General features: G+C 59.3%; 18 protein-coding genes. 11 read left to right on the top strand and 7 right to left on the bottom strand.

The features are described from left to right. Positions 1-16 precede the first annotated feature (16 nt). Positions 17-793 carry an outer membrane beta-barrel protein gene (locus tag LVD12_RS11240; RefSeq protein WP_237067804.1) on the top strand — a complete coding sequence of 259 codons (777 nt, stop codon included), beginning with the start codon at positions 17-19 and terminating at the stop codon, positions 791-793. Between the two features lie 252 nt (positions 794-1,045). Beyond that, the gene (locus LVD12_RS11235; protein WP_237067803.1) at positions 1,046-1,813 is read left to right on the top strand and encodes an outer membrane beta-barrel protein; all 768 of its coding nucleotides are present in this window, start codon (positions 1,046-1,048) and stop codon (positions 1,811-1,813) included. 58 nt (positions 1,814-1,871) lie between these two features. Here LVD12_RS11235 and LVD12_RS11230 read toward each other — a convergent pair whose 3' ends face one another. Further along, positions 1,872-2,954 carry a GGDEF domain-containing protein gene (locus LVD12_RS11230; protein ID WP_237067802.1) on the bottom strand — a complete coding sequence of 361 codons (1,083 nt, stop codon included), beginning with the start codon at positions 2,952-2,954 and terminating at the stop codon, positions 1,872-1,874. A gap of 194 nt (positions 2,955-3,148) precedes the next feature. Here LVD12_RS11230 and LVD12_RS11225 point away from each other — a divergent pair, with 194 nt between their 5' ends. Further along, entirely contained in the window at positions 3,149-3,664 is a 516-nt protein-coding gene (locus LVD12_RS11225) for a macro domain-containing protein (RefSeq protein ID WP_237067801.1), read from the top strand. Between the two features lie 593 nt (positions 3,665-4,257). After that, a complete protein-coding gene (locus tag LVD12_RS11220; RefSeq protein ID WP_237067800.1) occupies positions 4,258-6,789 on the top strand; it encodes a TonB-dependent receptor plug domain-containing protein in 2,532 nt (843 codons plus the stop codon). A 108-nt stretch (positions 6,790-6,897) separates the two neighbouring features. On the opposite strand, the gene typA is transcribed toward LVD12_RS11220, so the two are convergent. Continuing rightward, positions 6,898-8,706: a translational GTPase TypA gene (gene typA, locus LVD12_RS11215; RefSeq protein ID WP_237067799.1), complete on the bottom strand. Its 1,809-nt coding sequence runs from the start codon at positions 8,704-8,706 to the stop codon at positions 6,898-6,900. A gap of 754 nt (positions 8,707-9,460) precedes the next feature. On the opposite strand from typA, the gene LVD12_RS11210 reads away from it, so the two are divergent. Beyond that, positions 9,461-10,642: a M14 family metallopeptidase gene (locus LVD12_RS11210; protein ID WP_237067798.1), complete on the top strand. Its 1,182-nt coding sequence runs from the start codon at positions 9,461-9,463 to the stop codon at positions 10,640-10,642. A 29-nt stretch (positions 10,643-10,671) separates the two neighbouring features. Here LVD12_RS11210 and LVD12_RS11205 read toward each other — a convergent pair whose 3' ends face one another. The 5 genes from LVD12_RS11205 to thiI form a co-directional block, all read right to left on the bottom strand. Beyond that, positions 10,672-11,853 carry a sensor histidine kinase gene (locus LVD12_RS11205; RefSeq protein WP_237067797.1) on the bottom strand — a complete coding sequence of 394 codons (1,182 nt, stop codon included), beginning with the start codon at positions 11,851-11,853 and terminating at the stop codon, positions 10,672-10,674. Then, positions 11,853-12,554: a response regulator transcription factor gene (locus LVD12_RS11200; RefSeq protein ID WP_237067796.1), complete on the bottom strand. Its 702-nt coding sequence runs from the start codon at positions 12,552-12,554 to the stop codon at positions 11,853-11,855. The genes LVD12_RS11205 and LVD12_RS11200 overlap by 1 nt, the downstream gene beginning before the upstream one ends. Further along, positions 12,551-12,931 carry a DUF3019 domain-containing protein gene (locus tag LVD12_RS11195; protein ID WP_237067795.1) on the bottom strand — a complete coding sequence of 127 codons (381 nt, stop codon included), beginning with the start codon at positions 12,929-12,931 and terminating at the stop codon, positions 12,551-12,553. Before LVD12_RS11195 ends, LVD12_RS11200 begins: the two co-directional genes overlap by 4 nt. Further along, on the bottom strand, positions 12,928-13,773 hold the full coding sequence (locus tag LVD12_RS11190) for a MipA/OmpV family protein (protein ID WP_237067794.1): 846 nt from the start codon (positions 13,771-13,773) through the stop codon (positions 12,928-12,930). The genes LVD12_RS11195 and LVD12_RS11190 overlap by 4 nt, the downstream gene beginning before the upstream one ends. Before the next feature lie 399 nt (positions 13,774-14,172). Continuing rightward, positions 14,173-15,645 carry a tRNA uracil 4-sulfurtransferase ThiI gene (thiI, locus tag LVD12_RS11185; protein WP_237067793.1) on the bottom strand — a complete coding sequence of 491 codons (1,473 nt, stop codon included), beginning with the start codon at positions 15,643-15,645 and terminating at the stop codon, positions 14,173-14,175. Positions 15,646-15,983: 338 nt separating this feature from the next. On the opposite strand from thiI, the gene glnA reads away from it, so the two are divergent. From glnA to LVD12_RS11155, 6 genes are all read left to right on the top strand, one after another. Next, positions 15,984-17,390: a glutamate--ammonia ligase gene (glnA, locus tag LVD12_RS11180; protein WP_237067792.1), complete on the top strand. Its 1,407-nt coding sequence runs from the start codon at positions 15,984-15,986 to the stop codon at positions 17,388-17,390. Positions 17,391-17,567: 177 nt separating this feature from the next. Further along, entirely contained in the window at positions 17,568-18,230 is a 663-nt protein-coding gene (locus LVD12_RS11175; protein ID WP_237067791.1) for a DUF4124 domain-containing protein, read from the top strand. A gap of 360 nt (positions 18,231-18,590) precedes the next feature. Then, complete coding sequence (glnL, locus tag LVD12_RS11170) at positions 18,591-19,655, top strand: nitrogen regulation protein NR(II) (RefSeq protein WP_237067790.1); 1,065 nt, start codon at positions 18,591-18,593, stop codon at positions 19,653-19,655. A gap of 21 nt (positions 19,656-19,676) precedes the next feature. After that, positions 19,677-21,089, top strand: a complete 1,413-nt coding sequence (gene ntrC, locus LVD12_RS11165; protein WP_237067789.1) for a nitrogen regulation protein NR(I) — start codon at positions 19,677-19,679, stop codon at positions 21,087-21,089. Between the two features lie 245 nt (positions 21,090-21,334). Further along, a complete protein-coding gene (locus tag LVD12_RS11160; RefSeq protein ID WP_237067788.1) occupies positions 21,335-21,613 on the top strand; it encodes a hypothetical protein in 279 nt (92 codons plus the stop codon). 34 nt (positions 21,614-21,647) lie between these two features. After that, positions 21,648-21,878 (top strand): hypothetical protein, encoded by a 231-nt coding sequence (locus LVD12_RS11155; RefSeq protein ID WP_237067787.1) that lies wholly within the window; start codon positions 21,648-21,650, stop codon positions 21,876-21,878. Positions 21,879-22,065: the final 187 nt, after the last annotated feature.

Raw genomic sequence — 22,065 nt, 5'->3', positions numbered from 1 at the left:
ACTGAGGGATGTAATCATGTTCAGCAAAAAACAATTGTTCTGCGCAATCGCCGGTTCTGTATTTGCCGCTTCTGCCAGTGCAGAGGGGCTCTATGTGAGCGGCAATATCGGCTACAGCAATATGGACGATACCGATACCAGTGGCAGCTTCAGCAGCGAGTTCGTGACAGGACCGGGCACCACCATTCCCGCCGGTGTCCCCCTGCCAGCCGGCACCAATGTCGGCTGGGACACCAAAGTGGACAGCGGCACCACCTTCAGCCTGGCCCTGGGTTACCAGATCAACCAGTTCCGGCTCGAGGCCGAGTACGCCAGTTCGCAGAATGATGTCGAATCTCACGATAATGTCAGTGCTGCCGGTATCGACCTGACCGGGGAGGATGCGGGTGTGCTGGTGAGCGGTGCGCCGGGCAACCTGGGTGTGAGTGTCGGTGACCTGGTGGCCGCGGGTGAAGGTGAGTTTGACAGCGACTTCCTGTTTGCCAATGTCTACTACGATTTTGACCTGGGCACTGCACTGACGCCCTATGTCGGCGCCGGTATTGGTAATGCCTCCGTAGACGTCAGCTACAGCCCGTCCGGTGTGACCATCATTGATGACAGCGACAGTGTTTTCGCCTATCAGCTGATGGGTGGTGTCAACTACGCCATGAGCGAGCAGCTGAGCCTGTTTGGCGGATTGCGCTGGCGCCAGACCGATGATATCCAGGTGGATGCAGACCTGTTCGATGCCGACTTCGAGGTACAGATGGATACTTTCGTGGCCGAAATCGGCACCCGCTTCCAGTTCTAATCGTACCGCCGGAATATCCGTGAGGCCGTGCCAGGGATGGACGGCCTCGCGACTGGATTTACTCTCAGGCAGTCTGTACAGGACGCCATATCTACCCCGCCAGCAATGGCGCCTCCGCTACCCCGCAATCGACAAAAGCCCGCCAGAATCAGCAGTTCTGCGCCTAATTGTGCCCGGGCGCCGCGGGTAAAGATCTATCGTTTAAAGGAGACCGTACGGATCTCTGCCCAAACCAAACAACAGGAAGTGATTATGTTGCGTAAAAGGACTCTATTGACTGCGATTGCGGCCAGCGCACTGTCGTTCGGCGCCCACGCGGATGGGCTGTATGTCGGCGGTTCTCTCAGCTACAACGACATGGACGACGTGGACACCGATGGCCGCTTTACCCGCGATTTCCTCACCGGCGGCCCGGTGATGGTGATGATCGATTCCGGCACCAGGGTGCGCTGGAATACCGATGTCGACAGCAGCTGGGGCGTGAACCTTGCCCTGGGTTACCAGGTCGATGATTTCCGCTTTGAAGTGGAATATGCCTATGCCGAGCACGATGTGGACTCACACGATAATGTGCGAGTCGCAGGTGTCGGCAATATCGATGACCTGGATGTCTCAGTGCTGCTTGAGGGGCTGGACACCGAGCTGGGCGTCACTGTCGGCGATGTGGTGGGCGACGGCAGGGGTGAATTCAGCGCTGATTACCTGTTCTTCAACGCCTACTACGACTGGGATACCGGCAGCCAGTGGCAGCCCTATGTCGGTGTGGGTGCAGGTAACGCCTGGGTGGATGTGGACTACAACCCGTCCAATGTCCGCGTCATCGATGACGATGACAGCGTGTTTGCCTGGCAGTTGATGGGTGGTATCAACTACCTGTGCAGCGACGAGCTGACCTTCTTTGGCGGCCTGCGCTGGCGGGAGACCGATGATGCCGAGGTGGACTCCAGTCTGCTCCCGGCGGATTTCGATCTGAACACTGAAAGCTGGCTGGTGGAAGGCGGCGTGCGCTGGCACTTCTGAGACCGTCAGGTTCCATTGCGAGACGCGGCTCCCCGGGGCCGCGTTTTTCGTTTCCGGGTCAGACCGCCACGACGCGGTTGCGGCCGTGGTGCTTGGCCCGGTACATGCGCTCGTCAGCCTCAGCCAGTAACTCGCCATGGGTGTTGTCGTCGGCACTACCCGCCGCGACACCGAAACTGATGGAGACCCTTACCGGTACTTCATAGCAGTCACTGAGGGCCTCGACTTTCTGCCGCAGCTTTTCCGCCAGCACCCCGCCACCATTCAGGTCGGTATTGGGTAGCAGGATCAGGAATTCCTCGCCGCCCCAGCGGGAGACGATATCTCCGACGCGGGTATTCTCCTGCAGTACGCGGGCCACATCCCGCAGCACACGATCGCCGAAACTATGGCCGTGCTCATCATTGATGGCCTTGAAGTTGTCCAGGTCCCCGATCAGCACGGTGTAACGACCGTCCGCCTGCTGGTCGCGGCGCTCCAGCTCGTTGATGGCACGGTAGGCTTCACGGCGGTTGACCAGGCCGGTGAGCGCATCGGTACTCGCCCGCGCTTCCAGTTCCTCGGTCAGATGGTGGAGCAACTGCTGGGTCTGGTGGCGGCTGCTATCCAGCAGTGCCGTCAGGGCGGTGAGGGCGCCAAACACGGCGAGGAAGCGTGCCCGGTAGCCGGTGTCGTATTCAGCAGTCAGGCCGGGGAATTCCGGGTAAAACAGAATCAGCGCCGTCGCCCCGCCGATCGCCAGCAGGGTGGCCGTGCCGGCACGGTAGCCATAGAGATTGATAAAGCATGGGACCAGAGTCACCGCCCACATCAGGCCGGTATTCTTCACGCCACCGGACAGCAGCAGGTAGAAATACAGCACCAGTAACAGCAGGCCCACCAGCACCGGTGTCTTGCGGCTCTGGCCGAGCAGGTTGATGGCCACATAGGCGCCGAGGATAAGGCCGGCGATGCCGAACAGCACGCCCGACAGCAACAGCTCGCCATTGGTCAGCGCCATCAACGCCATGGCGCCGGTGATGGCCATGGCAAAGATCAGCATATAGCCCGACGCCAGGATGCGCCGACGCAGCTCGATCTTGCGCGCCTGCTCCAGCGGGCTGGGCAGGTCGTAGGTGTTGCCGGGTAAGCCTGAATTCATGAAGGTCCCTGTTCAAGCTGGGCCCGTCGCACCCCCTGGCCCGTTCCGCCCTGCCACGGCGGCGCATTCTTATTGGTAGCGGCAGCGGCCCAGGGGCCGGTCTGGAAGCAGTTGCCCAGTATAAGGGTTTAATCCGCGGCACCAAAAGCGGCGCGCTATAGTTTCAGCGGGTATGGCGAGGGAATCGGCGAGTAGTGAGATTGCTCAAACTGACAAGTGGTGACATCCTGACAATCCGCGCCGCCGGGCTGGTCTGCCCGGCACACAAGCACCTCATTCGCGGCCGCGGACTATCGGTGCAGATCTTCGATCGCGGCGGTGAGGCTCTCGAGGCCGCCTGCGACCTGCAGCCGGAGTGCCCGGTGGGAGAAGCCCGCCTCACCCGGGCCTATGGGCTGCCGGTCAGTTACCTGATCCATACCGTCACGCCCCAGTGGAGCAGTGGCGACCTGTGGACCTCGAGGGCGCTGGCGCAACTGGGCCAGTGCTATGCGAGCGCCCTCGATCTGGCAGCCTCGAAAGGCATCCGCACACTGCTATTCCCGGCACTGGGTGCCGGTACCAACCGCTTTCCCCACAGCATCGCCGCACACCGCGCCCTGGAAATCCTGCTGCCGAGGGCTACCGAGTTCGAGCAGCTGACAGTCTGCCTGCACACCCGCGCGGCGCTGGCCGAGTGGCGGCGCGTGGAGCGGCAATTCTATTCCTGACTCGGGCGGCACTTCTTGGCAGCTCACCGCACTCGCTGCACTATCGTTGGCCTCCCCCCCCCTCCCGCGCAGTGGGTTTTTATTGTGTTGGTGCTGCAAGGAGAATTTCGCTGTAGCCGCTTTCCTCCGATAGGAAGCTGCGCAGTGAATACCACATTTGCCATGAGATCTGCTCGATAATTTTTGCCGGTGGCCGATAACGTTGTATCAGGGCAATTGCGCAAACAGTTTCTTATTGAGCCAGACAGAGCCTACGGTGATGGCTGGAATTGTCGAACAGGATGCAATGCTTGCCGCGCTCATGCCTCTAGAAAGGAGAAAATTCAATATGATTATGCTTGGTTGATAGTTTGACTTGAGTCGCGCGATTAATAGTCCTGACTTTAGTGACGTTGCATCCAATGTTGATTTTTATCTCATAAATACCCGCCGGTCGTGCGGGTAGACTTTGCGATTGGAATGTATTCCAATCAATCCGTTTTGAGGCAAAGCTGGAATCATGCTTTTGTCTTCATCGCAACGATTTCATCGAATCCAAACCGGATATCTGAATTTCGCTCCACAAAACAATAAACACTGATCGGAGAGATACCATGAAGGTGCAACAAATAGTAACTTCGCTTTCCCTCGTCGCACTGGCTGGCAGCCTGGGAATGCCTGCTTTTGCACAGACCGGCGGCGATAGCCAGCAAATCATGGAGGAAGTGGTTACCGTCGGTACCAGAACGAAGGCGCGTTCTGTGTCAGAATCACCAGTGCCGGTGGATGTGCTCAATGCGAATGACCTGGCCAAGTCGGGCAGCAGCGATATGCTCGACCTGCTGAAAGGCTCGGTTCCCTCCTTCAATGTACATGATCAACCGATCAGCGATGCTGCCTCGATGATCCGCCCAGTCAACATGCGCGGCTTATCCTCTGATTCCACACTTGTCCTGCTCAATGGCAAGCGTCGCCATCGTGCCGCTGTCATTGCCTTCCAGGGCGGTGGCCTGAACGACGGTGCCCAGGGGCCCGACATTTCCGTGATTCCCAGCATCGCCCTGAAGCAGGTTGAAGTACTGCGTGATGGTGCTGCAGCCCAGTACGGCTCAGACGCCATTGCCGGGGTGATGAACTTCGTGCTGAAAGACAGCGCGGAAGGCGGCTCCCTGGAGGTCAAAAACGGCGAGTTTTTTGAGGGCGACGGTCAGACGACGACCATGGCCGGCAACTATGGCATGGCCATGACTGACTCCGGTTTCCTGAATTTAAGCTTCCAGCTAAAGAACACGGATGCCACCTCCCGCTCCGTTCAACGCCCGGACGCCCAGGCAATGATCGATGCCGGCAATACCGATATACCTGTACCGGCACAAATCTGGGGTTCACCCAAGATCGAAGACGACCTGACCCTGTTTGGAAATTTCGGCATTGACCTGAAAGACGGCAGCGAAATTTATGCCTTCGGTAACTATTCCAACCGCATGGTGGATGGCGGATTCTATTACCGGAACCCGAATGGCCGCGATGGCGTCTACACAACGGATGGGGTTCGACTGGTTGGCGCTCTGGACGGCGACGCGGCGAGCTGCGATGCCTACCGCACCACGCCGCTGGACGATGGCTCCGATATGGTGACGTCGGGTCTGCTGGCTGACGATAACTGCTTCGTCTTCAACAAAATGATCCCCGGCGGCTATACCCCCCGCTTTGTCGGTGATATCACCGATACCTCGATTACTGCGGGCCGCCGCGGTGAATGGACCGATGGTTTCATGCAGGGCTGGAACTATGACGTCAGCGGCTCCTTTGGCCGCAATGAGGCCGCATTCGGTCTGAACAACACCATCAACCCGTCGTTTGGCCCAGACAGCAAGCGTAATTTCGATACCGGCGCTTACATCCAGCAGGAGACGACGCTGAACTTCGACCTGCAGAAGCAGTTCGATACCCTGAGTCTCGCTATGGGTTCCGAATGGCGTGACGAGTCGTTCCAGATTATCGCCGGTGAAGGGATGTCCTGGCAGGTGGGACCGCTGGCGGACCAGGGCTTCAATATCGGTTCTCACGGCTTTGCCGGCTTCTCCATCGATTCTGCCGGTACGGCAGAGCGCAGTAACTACGCTCTCTACATTGACGTGGAAAACCAGCTGACCGATGACCTGTTGCTGGGCGGTGCAGTGCGGTACGAAAACTTTGATACCTTCGGTGATACCGCCAACTACAAACTGGCTTTCAACTGGCAGCTGAGCGATAACATCGCCTGGCGCGGCTCTCACAGCACCGGTTTCCGTGCGCCGACCATGGGCCAGGCATCTGTGGTCAATACCCAGACCTCAATCGTGGGCGGCCAGTTGACCCAGGCGCAAACCCTGCCGGCCACCAAGCTGGGTGAGGCAGAACTGATGCCCGAAGAGTCGGTCAACTTCGCCACGGGTCTGGTCATGTCAGCAGGTGGAATCGACGTGACTGTCGATGCCTATTACATCGAAGTGCAGGACCGCATCGCGCTGACCGACAACGCCGCTCCCACCGATGCGCAGCGTGCGGCGATGGCAGCAGCCGGTGTGCCCAATCCGGAATTGATCGGACAGATCAACTACTTTGCCAATGATTTCGATACCGAAACCACCGGTGTCGATGTGGTGGCAACCTACGGTGCGGAACTATTGGGTGGTGGCACTGATTTCAGCCTGGCCTACAACTGGACCAAGACAGAGGTCAATGGAGGTGACGCAACCTGTGGCGGTGCCTTCGTGAATAATCAGGGTGAGATCTGTAAAGCGGTGCGTCTGGAGCGCGGACTCCCCGAGCATCGCGCTTCCTTCACCATGGCGCAAAACTGGGACAAGGTCAGTGCCTTCCTGCGTACGAACTTCTACGGCGAGTATGTTGGGGTTCATGCCGACTGGTTTGGCGAGCAGTTGGATTCCGCGTTCACCGTCGACCTGGAGGCATCTTACCAGGCAACAGAAGCCATTTTCCTGACTGCCGGCGCGTCAAACCTGTTTGATGAGAAGGGTGGGAAAATTGATGGCTCCATCGTCGGCGAGCAAGATAGCGTGCTCGGTGGCGTCTACTACGAAACGTCGCCCTACGGTATTGGTGGCGGCTTCTATTACCTGAAAGCCAGTTACGAGTTCTAAAACATTTCCGTGGTTTTTAGGTAAAAAAATAAGCGCCCTTCGGGGCGCTTATCTATTTGCGCCGCGAGTGAATCGCGGCGAGGGAGGTGGCGTGCTTCTGGCGAGGAATTACTTCTTCGCGCGCTTGCGCATGTTTTCCTGCAGGACTTTCTTGCGTAGGCGGATGTGGTTCGGGGTCACTTCCACCAGTTCGTCGTCCTCGATGAACTCCAGCGCCTGCTCCAGGGTGTGGCGGATCGGCGGTGTCAGAGTCAGTGCCTCATCGGTGCCGGCGGCACGGATGTTGGTCAGCTGCTTGGCCTTGGTGGGGTTCACTACCAGGTCGTTGCTGCGCGAGTGAATGCCGACGATCTGGCCCTCGTAGATATCCTCACCGTGGCCCAGGAACAGGCGGCCGCGGTCCTGCAGCGCGTAGAGCGCGTAGGCCAGGGTCTTGCCGTTCACCATGGAGACCAGCACGCCGTTGACGCGCTTGCCGACGTCGCCCATTTTCACCGGGCCGTAGTGGTCGAAGATACTGGTCATGATGCCGGAGCCGCTGGTCATGGTCAGGAACTGGGAGCGGAAACCGATCATGCCGCGGGACGGCACGATAAACGTCAGGCGAACGCGACCCTTGCCGTCCGGTTCCATGTTGGTCAGCTCCGCCTTGCGCAGACCCAGCTCTTCCATCACCGAACCCTGGTGCTGGTCCTCGACGTCGATTACCACCTGCTCGAAGGGCTCCTGGATCTCACCGTCGATCTCGCGCTGTACGACTTCCGGGCGGGAGACGCCCAGTTCGAAACCTTCGCGGCGCATGGTTTCGATCAGTACGGACAGATGCAGCTCGCCGCGGCCGGAAACCTTGAATTTATCCGGTGAATCGCCCTGCTCTACCCGCAGCGCCACGTTGTGGATCAGTTCCTGCTCCAGGCGCTCCTTGATGTTGCGCGAGGTGACGAACTTGCCATCCTGGCCTGCGAACGGGGAGTCGTTGACCTGGAAGGTCATGCTCACGGTAGGCTCGTCGACGGTCAGTGCCGGCAGCGCTTCCGGTTTTTCCGGATCGCACAGGGTGTCGGAGATATTCAGTTCGCCCACGCCGGTGATGCAGACGATGTCGCCGGCGCTGGCCTGCTCGACTTCCATCCGCTCCAGACCCAGGTAACCCATGACCTGCAGCACCTTGGCCTTGCGCGAGTTACCCTCGCGGTCCAGTACCACCACCTGCTGATTGGGCTTCAGGGTGCCGCGGGTAATGCGGCCGACACCGATGACGCCCACGTAACTGTTGTAGTCCAGTGCGGAGATCTGCATCTGGAAGGGGCCGGAGCGGTCCACCTTCGGCGGCTCTACCTTGTCCACGATCATCTGGAACAGCGGGGTCATGTCCTCGGCCATGTCGGTATCGTCCAGGCCGGCGATGCCGTTCAGGGCAGAGGCGTAGACTACCGGGAAATCCAGCTGCTCGTCGGTGGCGCCGAGGCTGTCGAAGAGGTCGAATACCTGGTCCATCACCCAGTCCGGGCGCGCACCCGGGCGGTCGATCTTGTTGATGACCACGATCGGGTTGAGGCCCTGCTCGAACGCCTTCTGGGTCACGAAGCGGGTCTGCGGCATGGGGCCGTCGACCGCGTCCACCAGCAGCAGCACACTGTCCACCATGGACAGTACCCGCTCCACCTCGCCGCCGAAGTCGGCGTGCCCGGGGGTGTCGACGATGTTGATACGGTAATCGTGCCAGCGGATGGCAGTGTTCTTGGCCAGGATGGTGATGCCGCGCTCACGCTCCTGATCGTTGGAGTCCATCACCCGCTCTGAATCCGCATCGCGGCGGTCCAGGGTGCCGGACTGCTGCAACAGCTTGTCCACCAGGGTGGTCTTGCCGTGGTCTACGTGGGCGATGATCGCAATATTGCGCAGGTTATCAATCACAGGGAACCTCTGAGGGGGTAGTGCGCGCAGCTTGCTGACTGGCGCGTCAAGTCAATCGGGGCGGGCTGACGGGCAGCGGTGGTCCGGCCAAAGGCGGGGATTATAGTGGCCAAGCGTGACAATTGGGAGCAAAAATTGAACAAAAAAACGACAGTTGCCCCGCTTTTTTCGCTTCGGGCGAGGAATCCCTCGCCCCGGGGTGAGAATCGGGCCGGGACGCAGAGGTAAAGCGGTTTCGCTCAGCGGCTACAGGAGCAAGCGGGTACTGTGCTGCGGGAGGATCCCGGTGGCTGACACGGGCCGTCACATCCCGTACACCTTCCGCTCGTGCTTACTGCGATACGCGGCCTGACGCTTCCCGGTTCTGCCAGTACTGGGGTGCCCACGCCGGGTGCCGCCGGTGAACAGCCGTTATCCCGGTCGTCCTGCCTGACCTCCACGGAAAAGCTTCTGCGCAGCCTGCGGTGGAATCGGGCATCGCCACTGCTGGTTTTCCCCGGCTTTACGATGCCTGCTTCACGGTGTTATCGGCACCAGGGCTCAAGGTGAATGGCTGCCCCACGGGAACAGCACGCTGCGTGCAGCGGTTTTTTGGCTGTGCGATGATTTCGGCATTCGAATTTTTTGTCGGTAGGGCGGCATTATGAAGCGCTTTGCATTGATCCTTGGAATTCTGGTGGCGTTTGCCTGGGTCGTCGACAGGGCACTGCTGCCGCAGCAGGGCTATCAGCCAGAGGCGTTGCAGGGCGTGGACGTGAAGCCGGAGAGCCTGCGCTATTTCCCGGACAATTACGCTCAGAGTCGTGAACGGTTTCGGCAGCTGCGAACGCTGTCACCATCGCGCTATCAGGTGCAGGGTGGGTTATTCAAGGTGTCGTCCTCCGATGAGGACCTGACCGTGGACTGGTTGCACTTCCGTAGCAATGCACCGCGGCTGGTGGTCCTGGTCAGCGGCGTGCATGGTATGGAGGCGCCAACCGGCGCTGCAATGCAGCAGCTGTTTGTGGATATGTTGCGCGCAGGCCAACTGCCGGGAGACTTTGATCTGCTGATGCTGCATGCGCTCAACCCCTATGGCTTCAAATATGGTCGACGAGCAACAGAAAACAATGTCGACCTGAATCGTAATCTAGATACAACTGCCGCTTTGTTTGCGAATGGCAATCACGGCTACCGGCAATTGCACGACTTTCTCTTGCCGCAAGAACCGGTGGATTTGAGCCGGTGGGAAAACCGCTTCTTCGCAGAGCGTTTATCACTGAAATTGTTGCGCAATAGCCGTGATGCAATTCAGGAAGCCGCACTCAGTGGGCAGTATCAGTACCCGCAGGGTTTTTACTACGGTGGTGACAGCTTTGAGCCACAGCAAGAATTTTTACAGCAACTTCTTATCGATAAAGCGGCGCCCTACCAGAGCATTCTTTTTATTGATTTGCATACCGGCTTTGGCACCCGCGGCGAAACTCATTTCTATCCGGGCAATCCTGCCACAGAGCAGATCAGGCGCGATATGGAGTGGGTTTTCCAGGACTACGAGATGGTTTGGCCTTCCGAAGCGTCCGGGTTTTTCCCGATCCGGGGTGATCTGATCGGATTCGCGGGGAAGCTGCTGGCAGCGGAAAAGCGCTTTGTGCCGATTATTCTGGAGTTCGGCACCATGGACAGCCTCGCCACCAAAGGTGGAGTGGAGTCACTGCATCGGACGGTGCTGGAAAACCAGGGACACTTTCATGGCTTCCTGTCAGGGCAGGATCGCGCCGAAGTACAGCGCCGCTATGAAGAAATGTTTTACCCGTCATCAGGCCGCTGGCGCAGCAAGATTATTGGGGACATGAGCAATATCTACCCACAGGTTCTTGCGCGTTTCCTGCAGCTGGAGGAAGTGAAACCCGAGCGCGGGGATCTCAATATCACTGCGGTGGATTCGGGTCATTAGGCCAGTGGCATTGGGGATGCTCAGCAGTTTCAGGGGCTGTTGGGCCAGCTGAGGGTGGCCCGGGTGCCGCCCAGTGTGGGCGAGCGGCCCAGCCTGAGTTCGCCGTCGTGCCACATCATGACTTTTTTCACGATGTAGAGCCCGAGTCCATACCCCTGCTCATCAGTGGCGGAGCGGGTAAAGGCATCGGTGAGTTCCAGGGCGTCGCCACCCAGGCCCGGGCCGTTGTCCTCGACGGTGAGCTGGCAGCGCGTTTCACAGTAGTCGAAGCGCAGGTCGACCCGGTTATCTGCGTACTTGCGGGCATTGCTGACCAGGTTCTGGATTGCGATAGCCAGCGCATCCGGCTCGAACCAGGCTTCGCCGTCGGGGAAATAGTATCCGAGCTCCAGCTCCGGGCAGTGGCTTTCCAGTGATGGCGCCAGGTCATCGAAAAAAGTTTCCAGGCAGACCCGGCGGCGGGAGATGAATTCCTCGTGGATTTCCAGTCGGGAGAAGCTCAGGTATTTGTCCACCAGCTGCTCGATATCGCTGACCGCCTGGGTGACGACCTGTTTGCTCTCCGCTCCTTTGTCATCCAGCGCCAGCTGGAACTTGATTCGGGCCAGAGGGGTGCGGATCTCGTGGGCGATGGTGCGGGCCAGGTCCTGGCTCATCTGGCAGTAGCCGAGCACGATGTTCGACATCCGCCGGAAGGTTTCCGCCAGCGGATAAATGGTGGAGCGGCGACTGGTCGGCGCCGGCATCCGGAACGGTTTTTTACTGAAGCGGATGGCCAGGTTCTGCAGCCGGTTGAGATCACGGAACATCGGCCAGATCAGCAGTAACAGCACCAGCAGCATGGTGCCGATAAACAGCAGCCGCCACTGGGTGACACTGGCTGCCTGCGGTTGGCTGAAGGGGCCGATCTCCATCACCTGGTCGCCGCTCAGGCGATAAAAACGAATCTGTTGATTGTCATCGTCGAGCCCGACGGTGGCACCGGACTTGAGGCGTGACATCAATTCGCCCGGAAAATGGACCGCATGCAGCGGGTAAGTCTGTACCAGCGCGCCCTCACTCCGTTCCAGCGCCTGTGCCAGCTGGGTGGCACTGATGGTGTAGTCGTCAGGCCCGCTGGAATACTGTTGATGAAGTGCGCTGATGGCTGAGAAAACCACCACGAGGGCCAGTGCCATCAAACCCAGCAGGCGTAACATCTGGCCACGCATCAATCACTTCCTTTGGTGGCACAGAGCACATATCCCCGTCCGCGCACGGAGCGGATGGCGATCTCACCGGTGAGCGTGTCCAGTTTCTTGCGCAGCCGGCTTACGCGCATGTCCACCGCGCGATCCAGACCATCGAACTCCCGACCAATGACACGCCGGAATAAATATTCGCGACTCAAAAGCTTTGACGGTTGTTCGGCAAAGATCAGCAGGAGATCAAATTCGTTTGCCGTGAGCGGCAGCGGTTCGCCATCGACGGCAACTTGGCGGCTAGCGAGATCCACCAGCAGCGGTCCGAAATGGATATCGGCAACAGTCGTCGCAGATTTCCTGCTGTTGCGCATGTTGGCTTCGATCTTTGCCCACAACAGCTCCGGGTCGACGGGTTTGACCAGGTAGTCACAGGCACCAAGTTCCAGACCGCTGACCTGGTCCCGCACCGAGCTCAGGGCACTGATGAAAATGAGCGGGCAGTTCAGCTGGTGTCGGCACTGCTGCAGCAGCGAGAATCCGCTGGCATCGGGCAAGACCACGTCCGCCAGAATGATGTCGTAATCACGATGGTGCAGTGCCTTGAGAAAGTCGCTGCCATTATTTGCATGAGTCACGGCGCAGCCGCGCTCACCGAGAAAACGGCAGATCAAAGCCGCCAGCTGTTCGTCATCCTCCAATAACAGGATGCGGTAATTGGATGCCGTCATAACAGCCCCCAGCCGTAGCGACGTTGGTGGCGTGTGGGACGATAGCGTGCAACTTTGAGTGTGGCCGTCGCCACTTGCGCTCCGCTGTCTGCCTCAGTGACCTGAAACTCGGTATCGGCATCGGCGGTAACGTGGATCTTCATTTTCGTCAGTTGGTGACCGGCGAAGCATTGCACCACCCCCCTGCCGGAAATCTGCAGGCAGTAACGGTCGCTTTCATCAGTCGTGAATGCGACATTAATAGAAATGGAGCAGGTGTCCTCGCCTTCATCAATTGCGCAGAGACTAGGCGTTAAGCTCAGTTCGGCCGCATTGCCCACGCCCGGCAAGGCCAGGGTCGGGCAGAGCAGGAGCAGAAGTGAGCGGAAGTGTTTCATCTGCCACTTCCGATGGAATACTGGATGCCCGCAAACCAGCTCAGCGTCTCGGACTTGCGGATAAAGCGGGGGAGCCTGCCATCGAGATCGAAGTGGTTGTAGCGGCCCGCAAGCCGCAGGGCAAAACCCTTACCGAGCGGGTAGGAAAAATGCAGCCGTGCATACTGGTCGGTGACATCGCCGGGCGGATGGGCAAGGGCATAGCGCTCGGCAAAAGCACCAGCCTCCTCCTCGCGAAAGTGATAATAGTAGTCAACCAGGTCGGTATCCTTGTGCACGGCCCCGATTCCCCATCCCAGGGCGCCGCCAAGAAATCCGTATTGCTTGTCGATACTGAGGTGCACCTCACTGCCGTGGTGAACACCAGTGACATCGTGCAGCCAGGAAAAAGACAGGTCGGCCATGCCGCTGACGAGTGTGCTACTCGCGCCGGCCATCAGGGAAACCCGGCGATCGATCTCGCTGACTTCCGGTGCCTGGGCGAGGGGCATGAAAATGGAGACTGAACCGGCGGCGACTGCGGGCTTGTCCAGCTGGAAAAAGAGCCCGTCCTCGTTTGGCTGAGCGATCAGGTCGATGTAGAAGCGCTTGTTCTCGACCAGGCTATAGCCAGCGGTCAGATTGCTGAAAAAGAAACGTTTTCCGTAATAACTGAGCGACGGCAGTAAAAAAGTTTCACCATCTGCACGGCCCTCTAGGGGGTTCTCGATCACGCCGCGGCCGCTGGCCAGTGAGAGTTCCCACTGTGGCGTTCTGATTTCAGCGCCCAGGGCGGTGCCGTGGGCCAGCAGTAACAGTGATGTTATTAGAATTCTTGTGTACATATTCAGATGTGAAGGCATATCTGTTGGCGTCTCTTTTACCACAACCCTACCTGACGGGCGGGGCCGGCAGAGCAAAAAGTCACAAACTGTTACAAAATTTCGGGCCGGCAGAAGTAAATCGCGCTGGCTGGCTGGTCACAGCATCTTGTTTTGCCTTTTCACCAGGGGCGGCCGACAGATCTTCTGAATCTGCCGCTGTCGAAGCACAGGCAGGGGTGACCAGGGCCTGAAAATCGGTGTTGTTTCTGGGGCCGATGCCCGCGATTCAGTCGCCAGAGGTTGACAGTGGCTTGCAGGGTTTCCAGGGGCCTGTGAGGGGGAAGGGAGTTGTGCGTGGGGCAGTGGTGGGGCCCGGTGAGGGCTGAAACGCAATATTATTCCCCGGCGCAGCAGCCGGGGAATTCGGTCAATGCGGCATTACTCGGGCCGGTGTGGCAGGTGCGGGCGCAGTACGCCGACATTCCGGTAGCCCTCGTCGAGCAGGTGCGAGGCGTGCAGCCGGCTCATGACGCCGCGGCTGCAATAGAGAAGATATTGCCTGTCCGGGTCCAGGGTGGCAAAAGCGCGGTTCAGGCGGTAGAAGGGGATCACCTCCACCTGGCTGTTCTCCAGTTCCAGTGGGTCCATCTCCTCCTCGTCCGGGTGGCGGATATCGATGATCACCGCCTGGCCGGGATCGCTGACCACTTCCACGTCCGGCACCTCGCCATTGATCTCTTCCACCACCTGGTCGATGTTCTGGATCACCCGCTGGTTGATGGCGCGATCCAGCACGGCAAAGTCGAAGTGGCTTTCCTCCTCCTCGACCCGTTCGCGCTTGGCTCGCGTGGTGGGCTTCACAGAGATCACCCCGCAGTACTCGGGCATGTTGGCCGCGAACTCCTCGGTGCCAATTTCGCGGGCGGTACGGATGATATCGGTCTTGTCGCTCACGATCAGTGGCCGCAGCACCAGGGTGTCAGTCACGCTGTCGATCACTGACAGGTTCTTGAGGGTCTGGCTGGAGACCTGGGCGATGGCCTCGCCGGTCACCAGCGCATCCACTTCCAGTTCGTTGGCGATGGCGGTGGCGGCGCGCAGCATCATGCGCTTGAGGATCACGCCCATATGGGAGTCATCCACATTGGTCAGGATCTCTGCCACGACTTCATCGAAGGGAACGGATACGAACTTTACCCGGTGGGAGGAGCCATAGCGGTTCCACAGGTAATAGGACACTTCTTTCACGCCCAGCTCATGCTGGCGTCCACCGAGGTTGAAGAACAGGAAGTGGGTACGGATGCCGCGCTTCATGGTCATGTAGCTGGCGACGATGGAGTCGAATCCACCTGAGACCAGCGACAGCACCGGATCCTGGGTGCCCAGCGGGAAACCGCCCAGGCCCTGGTGCAGCTCTTCGACCACATTGAGTTTGTCGTGGCGGATTTCCAGCTTCACCGTCACGTCGGGATTCTTCAGCTTGACGCCCTTGGCGCCGGTATTCTTGTTCAGGCCACCACCGACGTACTGCTCCACGTCCAGGGACTGGAAGTCGTGCTTGCCGCTGCGCTTTACGCGCACACAGAAAGTCTTGTCGTCGAGTTTGTCGCCCCATACCGAGAAGGTCTTCTCATAGATATCGTGCATCTCTCCCAGCGGGAACTGCTGCACTCGGGTGAAGTTGGCGATACCCGGTGTGTGGGCCAGCACTTCCTCGATCCGTTCGGAGAGGTGGGCAACGGCGTCTGGGGCGATGACTTCAATCTTTTCCCAGTCCTTCAGGACCTTAATGCGGTCGTCCACGCGATGCAGCAGGATGCGCAGGTTGTCCTTGAGCTGCTTGGACATGCGCTTGCGCACGGGATTGCTCTTGATGGTGATTTCGGGAAAGAACTTGACGACAAAGTGCATGGGAATCCGTGGTGTACCACTTTCTGGAGAAAACGCTGCATTATAAACCAGCACGGCCGCGACTGGTCGTGCACCGGGCTTGTGCGATCGCGCGCGAATGCGCGCCATTTTGGTGCGAAAGTCGGTAGCCAGTTGCGCCGGCTGCATCTATTCTGACCAAGACGACGCCATGTGACCCCGGTGGAGCGCCATCTGGCGCGCCTGCCCCAATTTGGCACACTCCTTGCTTTGTTACTGGTTAAATAAAGGTCGCGCATACGGATCTTTACGAAAGAAGAGCACACGCCAGCAACAGGGCTGTCGCAACTCAATACTTTTCCAAGACCTGGAGGACTGCAATGTCAGCGAAAACGCTCGGTTTGATTAAAGAGAGTGAGGCCAAATGGGTAGACCTGCGCTTCACCGATACCAAAGGTAAAGAACAGCACGTATCTCTGCCGGTTTCAGAGATCGACGGCGAATTCTTCGAAGAAGGCAAAATGTTCGACGGCTCTTCCATCGCTGGCTGGAAGGGCATCAACGAGTCCGACATGATCCTGATGCCGGACGACGAGACTGCGGTACTGGACCCGTTCACTGACGAAGCGACCGTGATCCTGCGCTGTAACATTGTTGAGCCGTCCACCGGTCAGGGCTACGAGCGCGACCCGCGTTCCATCGCCCAGCGCGCTGAAGATTACCTGAAGTCCACCGGCCTGGGTGACACTGCCCTGTTTGGCCCGGAGCCCGAGTTTTTCGTCTTTGACGATATTACCTGGGGTGCGGACATGGCCGGTGCTTTCTACAAGATCAACTCTGAAGAAGCAGCCTGGTCTTCCAGCATGCCCCATCCGGAAGGCAACATCGGCCACCGCCCGGGCGTAAAAGGTGGTTACTTCCCGGTTCCGCCGGTCGACTCCCTGCACGACGTGCGCGCTGCCATGTGTTCCGCCATGGAGCAGATGGGCCTGGTGATCGAGGTGCACCACCACGAAGTGGGTACCGCAGGTCAGTGTGAGATCGGCGTTGGCGCCAACACCCTGGTGAAGAAGGCGGACGAAGTACAGATCCTGAAGTACTGCGTGCACAACGTTGCCCACGCTTACGGCAAGACCGCCACCTTCATGCCCAAGCCGCTGGTAGGTGATAACGGTTCCGGCATGCACATCCACCAGTCCTTCAGCAAGGACGGCGTCAACCAGTTTGCAGGCGACGGTTATTCCGGTCTGTCCGAGACTGCCCTGTACTACATCGGCGGTATCATCAAGCACGCTCGCGCGATCAACGCCTTTGCCAACGCTTCCACCAACTCTTACAAGCGTCTGGTACCGGGCTTCGAGGCGCCGGTTATCCTGGCCTACTCCGCGCGCAACCGCTCTGCGTCCATCCGCATCCCGTACGTTGCCAGCCCGAAGGGCAAGCGTATCGAGGCCCGCTTCCCGGACCCGACCGCCAACCCGTACCTGGTGTTCGCTGCCATGCTGATGGCCGGCCTCGACGGTATCAAAAACAAGATCCACCCGGGCGACCCGGCCGACAAGGATCTGTACGACCTGCCGGCGGAAGAAGTGGCCGAGTACCCGACCGTTGCTTCCAGCCTGGAAATGGCCCTGGACGCACTGGATCAGGACCGCGCCTTCCTGACCGAAGGTGGTGTTTTCTCCGACGACGCCATCGATGCTTACATCGAGCTGAAGCGTGAAGAAGTCGAGCGTTTGAACATGACCACTCACCCGGTCGAGTTCGACATGTACTACTCCGTTTAATGTGCATCGGCGTCCCCGTGACGCCGGTCGCATTTGACGCCAAAAGCCCGCGCCTTCCAGGTGCGGGCTTTTTTGTTGGCGGTACACTAGCGGGGAGATGTTCGCCAACCTGCTAGGTTGTAAGTAGCAGGACTTTCTTTCACTGCCAGGCGTGGCCGAGCCCACGAACGGAATTTCATGAAGAAACACTACGGACTGCTGATTGCGCTGTTGACGGTAACCTCGCCAGGATTGGCGGGCAGCGACGGGACAGACCGGGCATCCGGTGGTGGTAGCGTGGTTTACAAAACCGTCGGCCCCGACGGCAGCGTCGTGTTCACGGACACGCCGCCCCCGGATGGCAAGGCTGAGCGTATCGAGCTGGGGCCAGTCAATGTGCAGCCTCGCCCTATGCCCACGCGCAAACTGTCACCGAGGGACCAGGAAAAAGATGATCGGCGACGCGCCTATACTGGACCAGTCAACTTCGCCATCGTCAGCCCTCAGGACGGCGCGACCATTACCCCCGGGCAGCGCTTCATCGTCATGCAGGTGGCCATCGAACCCCTGCCACCCCAGGGGCACCAGGTCTTTGCGGTGGTGGACGGGCAGCCCTGGCTGGGCAGTTCCTCCGGCAACCGCCTGGACATCTCCGCCCTTGAGCGCGGCAGCCACACCCTGCAGGCGGTGCTCGCCGACCCCGGGGGCAATGTGCTGGCCCGTTCACAGATCATCAACCTGTACGTGCAGCGGCCCGGTGACCAGGTGCCGGATTATCCCGGCGCGAAAGCACCGCAGGCGCCGAAAACCCCGGCCGCGCCGGGACTGTCGCGTCCGGCACAGCCGCGTCGGAACAACTGACCGTGGTGTAGGACCTTTCCCCCGCCGGCGTCCCGCGGTCGCCGGCCCTCTCCTCTGCCCCAGGATCGGGGCGGTACTGACCCGCTGGCCGGGCTTGCGGCTGTCTTTTTTCTGACCTGCGCACCATAATGGTGCGGACAATGGCGCACTGGTGAGTGTTGCTGTGCCGATTCGCCTCCCTCGACCTGAAGCCGCTACCGACTGGTGCCAGAGCACCCACCATGCCCGCCTTTGGCGCACGGCATGCGGGGGTGGGCGTTAAAAAACCTCTGGTGCGCCATTTTGGTTTGCTTTTTGCACCGTAATCTAACGACCGCTTTTGAAATGGCCCGCGCGCCATGGTTGAACCGGAAACACGCCATGCTCAATGACCGTCAGCTGCGCCAGTTACTGGATAGTCTGTCCACGGCCGTACTGGCCCTGGATGACAGCCTGCTGATCTGCTACCTGAATGCCGCCGCCGAGGACCTGTTGGCGGGGTCAAATACACGGGTCCATGGCCTCCCGCTACGGGAGCTGGTGCGGGAACCCCGGTCTGCCCAAGAAGCGATGCGCGCGGCACTGGCCAGCGGGGAGCGCTACACGGTGCGGCAGGCTCATTGGCACCTGCACAACCTAGAGCAGCGCACGGTGGATTACTCCGTGAGCCCGGTGCCGGAGTTGGGGTTGTTGCTGGTGGAGATGCAGCCCATGGACCGACTGTTGCGTATCGCCCGCGAAGATGCACTGCTGAGTGCACAGGAGACGACGCGCAACCTGGTTCGCGGCATGGCCCACGAAGTGAAGAACCCGCTCGGTGGTATCCGCGGCGCAGCCCAGTTGTTGCAGCGCGAGCTGCCGGATGAGGAGCTGGCGGAGTACACCCAGATCATCATCGACGAGGCAGACCGGTTGCGGAATCTCGTCGACCGGCTGCTGGGGCCCAACCAGCCCGCCGCCATCGAGTCCACCAACGTGCATGAAATTCTGGAGCGGGTGGCTCAGCTGATCGATGCTGAGTGCGATGGCCAATTGCGCATTCGCCGTGATTACGACCCGTCGATTCCCGAGTTTCCGGCAGACACCGAGCAACTCATCCAGGCCCTTTTGAATATCGCCCGCAATGCCATGCAGGCCATTGATGAAAGTATCGGCCTGGGCGCCGGCGAGATTACTTTGAGAACCCGAATTCAGCGGCGCTTCACCATTGGTCGGCGCTGTTGCCCGCTGGTCTGCCGCATCGAGATTGAGGACAACGGCCCGGGTATCCCGGAGGAGATCCGCGACCGTATTTTCTATCCGATGATTTCCGGGCGCGCCGAGGGTTCGGGTCTCGGCCTTTCCATTTCACAGAACATCATCAATCAGCATCGCGGCCTGATCAAATGTGACAGCCGCCCGGGGCAGAGCGTCTTCCAGATCTATCTGCCTCTGGACACCGAATAGCAGCTTACTGGACGGAAGAGTATGAGTAACCGCGTTTGGATTATTGACGACGACCGATCGATTCGCTGGGTCCTGGAGCGGGCACTGTCCCGCGAGGGTATCGAGACCAAGTGCTACGAGAGTGGTGACAAAGCCCTCGATGATTTCTACAGCGACTCACCGGATGTGGTGATCAGCGATATCCGCATGCCCGGCTCCGACGGTTTCAAGTTGCTGCAGCGCTTTCAGGCCGAGCGCCCCGCCCTGCCGATCATCATCATGACTGCGCACTCTGACCTGGACAGTGCCGTGGCTGCCTACCAGGGTGGTGCCTTCGAGTATTTGCCCAAGCCTTTCGATGTGGATGAGGCGGTGGCTGTCACCCGCCGCGCCCTGGCCCACGCCAGCGAGCAAGAGGCGGAGGAACCGGTTGCGATCGAACAGGTGAATGGCAACAAGGAGATCATCGGCGAGGCGCCGGCCATGCAGGAGGTGTTTCGCGCGATCGGCCGTCTGTCCCACTCCAACATCACCGTATTGATCAACGGTGAATCCGGTACCGGTAAGGAGCTGGTGGCGCAGGCACTGCACAATCACAGCCCGCGCAAGAGCAAGCCGTTTATTGCCCTGAACATGGCGGCGATTCCCAAGGACCTGATGGAATCTGAATTGTTTGGTCACGAGAAGGGCGCCTTTACTGGTGCCACAACCCAGCGCGCGGGCCGGTTCGAGCAGGCGGATGGCGGCACCCTGTTCCTCGACGAGATCGGCGATATGCCGGCCGAGACCCAGACCCGGCTGTTGCGGGTGCTGGCCGATGGTGAGTTCTACCGCGTTGGCGGCCATACCCCGGTGAAAGTGGATGTGCGCATCATCGCTGCGACTCACCAGGACCTGGAAAAACTGGTCGGCGAGCACAAATTCCGTGAGGACCTGTTCCACCGCCTGAACGTCATTCGCATCCATATCCCGCGCCTGGCGGACCGCCGCGAGGATATTCCCCGCCTGGTACGGCACTTCTTCAACAGTGCCGCCAAGGACCTGGGGGTCGAGCCGAAGATCCTGCTCAAGGAAACCGAGGAGTACCTCGCCAACCTGGACTGGCCCGGCAACGTGCGCCAGCTGGAAAACACCTGTCGCTGGATCACCGTGATGGCCTCGGGCCGTGAGGTGCATATCGAGGACCTGCCGCAGGAGCTCCAGCAGCAGACGGCGAGCAGCGCAGCACCGCAGGACTGGCAGCGCTCCCTGCGCCTGTGGGCCGACCAGGCACTGGCGGCCGGACGTCGTGAAATCCTGAGTGAAGCAGTGCCCGCGTTCGAGAAAGCCCTGATCGAGATTGCACTGAAACACACTGCCGGTCGCAAGCGCGATGCCGCAGAACTGCTGGGCTGGGGAAGAAATACCCTGACACGAAAACTCAAGGAATTGGATATGAGTGGGGAATCCGACTAGCCTGAAGCAACCGATTGCCACGAGCGGGGCGGATCAGGTGGCAGCTGCTGTGAGGGTTTGAATCCTCGGGGAGTGCCTTTCCCTTGCTTTGAGCGCAACAGGTGATGGGCGGGTCCATGGGGCTGGCGGACTTTGTTCGGCTCTCGATTGGTCTCTCGATTCGGCTCTTGCCGTTATGCTTGTGCCTGCTCTGCGTTCGGCAATCAGCCGATTTCATTGGAATATTGCCTGAAAGGAACTCATCGATGGATCAGATAAAAATTTCTGTTGTCGCTTCCTCTATATCCCTGGTCCTGGCGATAGCGGTGGCCATTGCCCTGTTCACAGGAAACGTCATCGGGCAACCCGAGGGTGAGATTACCAATCTCAAGGCCCAATTAGCGGAAAGCCAGCAAAGCGTTGGTTTGCTGAATGAAAGAATTGAGGAACTTGAGATGCGCTTGCAGGGCATCGAGCTTGCCGTGCAGGGAAAAGAGCCGCGGCAGGAATGGAAGGTCCGGCCTCTGGCCGCAAATACCGACTAGGTCGATTGTCGAATAGGCAGGGCGGTGGGCTGAGGTGAAACTTGAGCAGGCAGAGCAACGTGCGGTCAGCCTGCTGGGCGGCAATGCTCTCCTTGAGTACTGCGGCCTGAATGTCTGGCCTTTTTATATCGAGCCCGCTCCGCAGGGTGAGTTTCATGTGTTTCGCTATCAATTTGCAGATGAAGCAAGAATTGGGAGCGATCGCTACATTGCTATAGGCGCCACGGGTCAGCCATTTTCCCTATTGTTTGAGCAGGGCGAGTAGCGGCACAGCTATGGTGAAATTGCGTTTCAAGTGATTTCAGTCAATAAAGGTTTCAGGGCAGGGTTACGCTCTCAGACTGCATAACGTTGGGTTACCAACTGCATCGATACAGCAGCACGAATACGGCACGTTCATCCTCCCCGTTGTAGTACAGTCCACAGGCATTGCTTCGATATATGTCTGCGCC

The organism is Microbulbifer guangxiensis (assembly GCF_021729075.1).
Taxonomy (GTDB): Bacteria; Pseudomonadota; Gammaproteobacteria; order Pseudomonadales; family Cellvibrionaceae; genus Microbulbifer; species Microbulbifer guangxiensis.
This window is presented reverse-complemented; position numbering and strand designations above follow the sequence as displayed.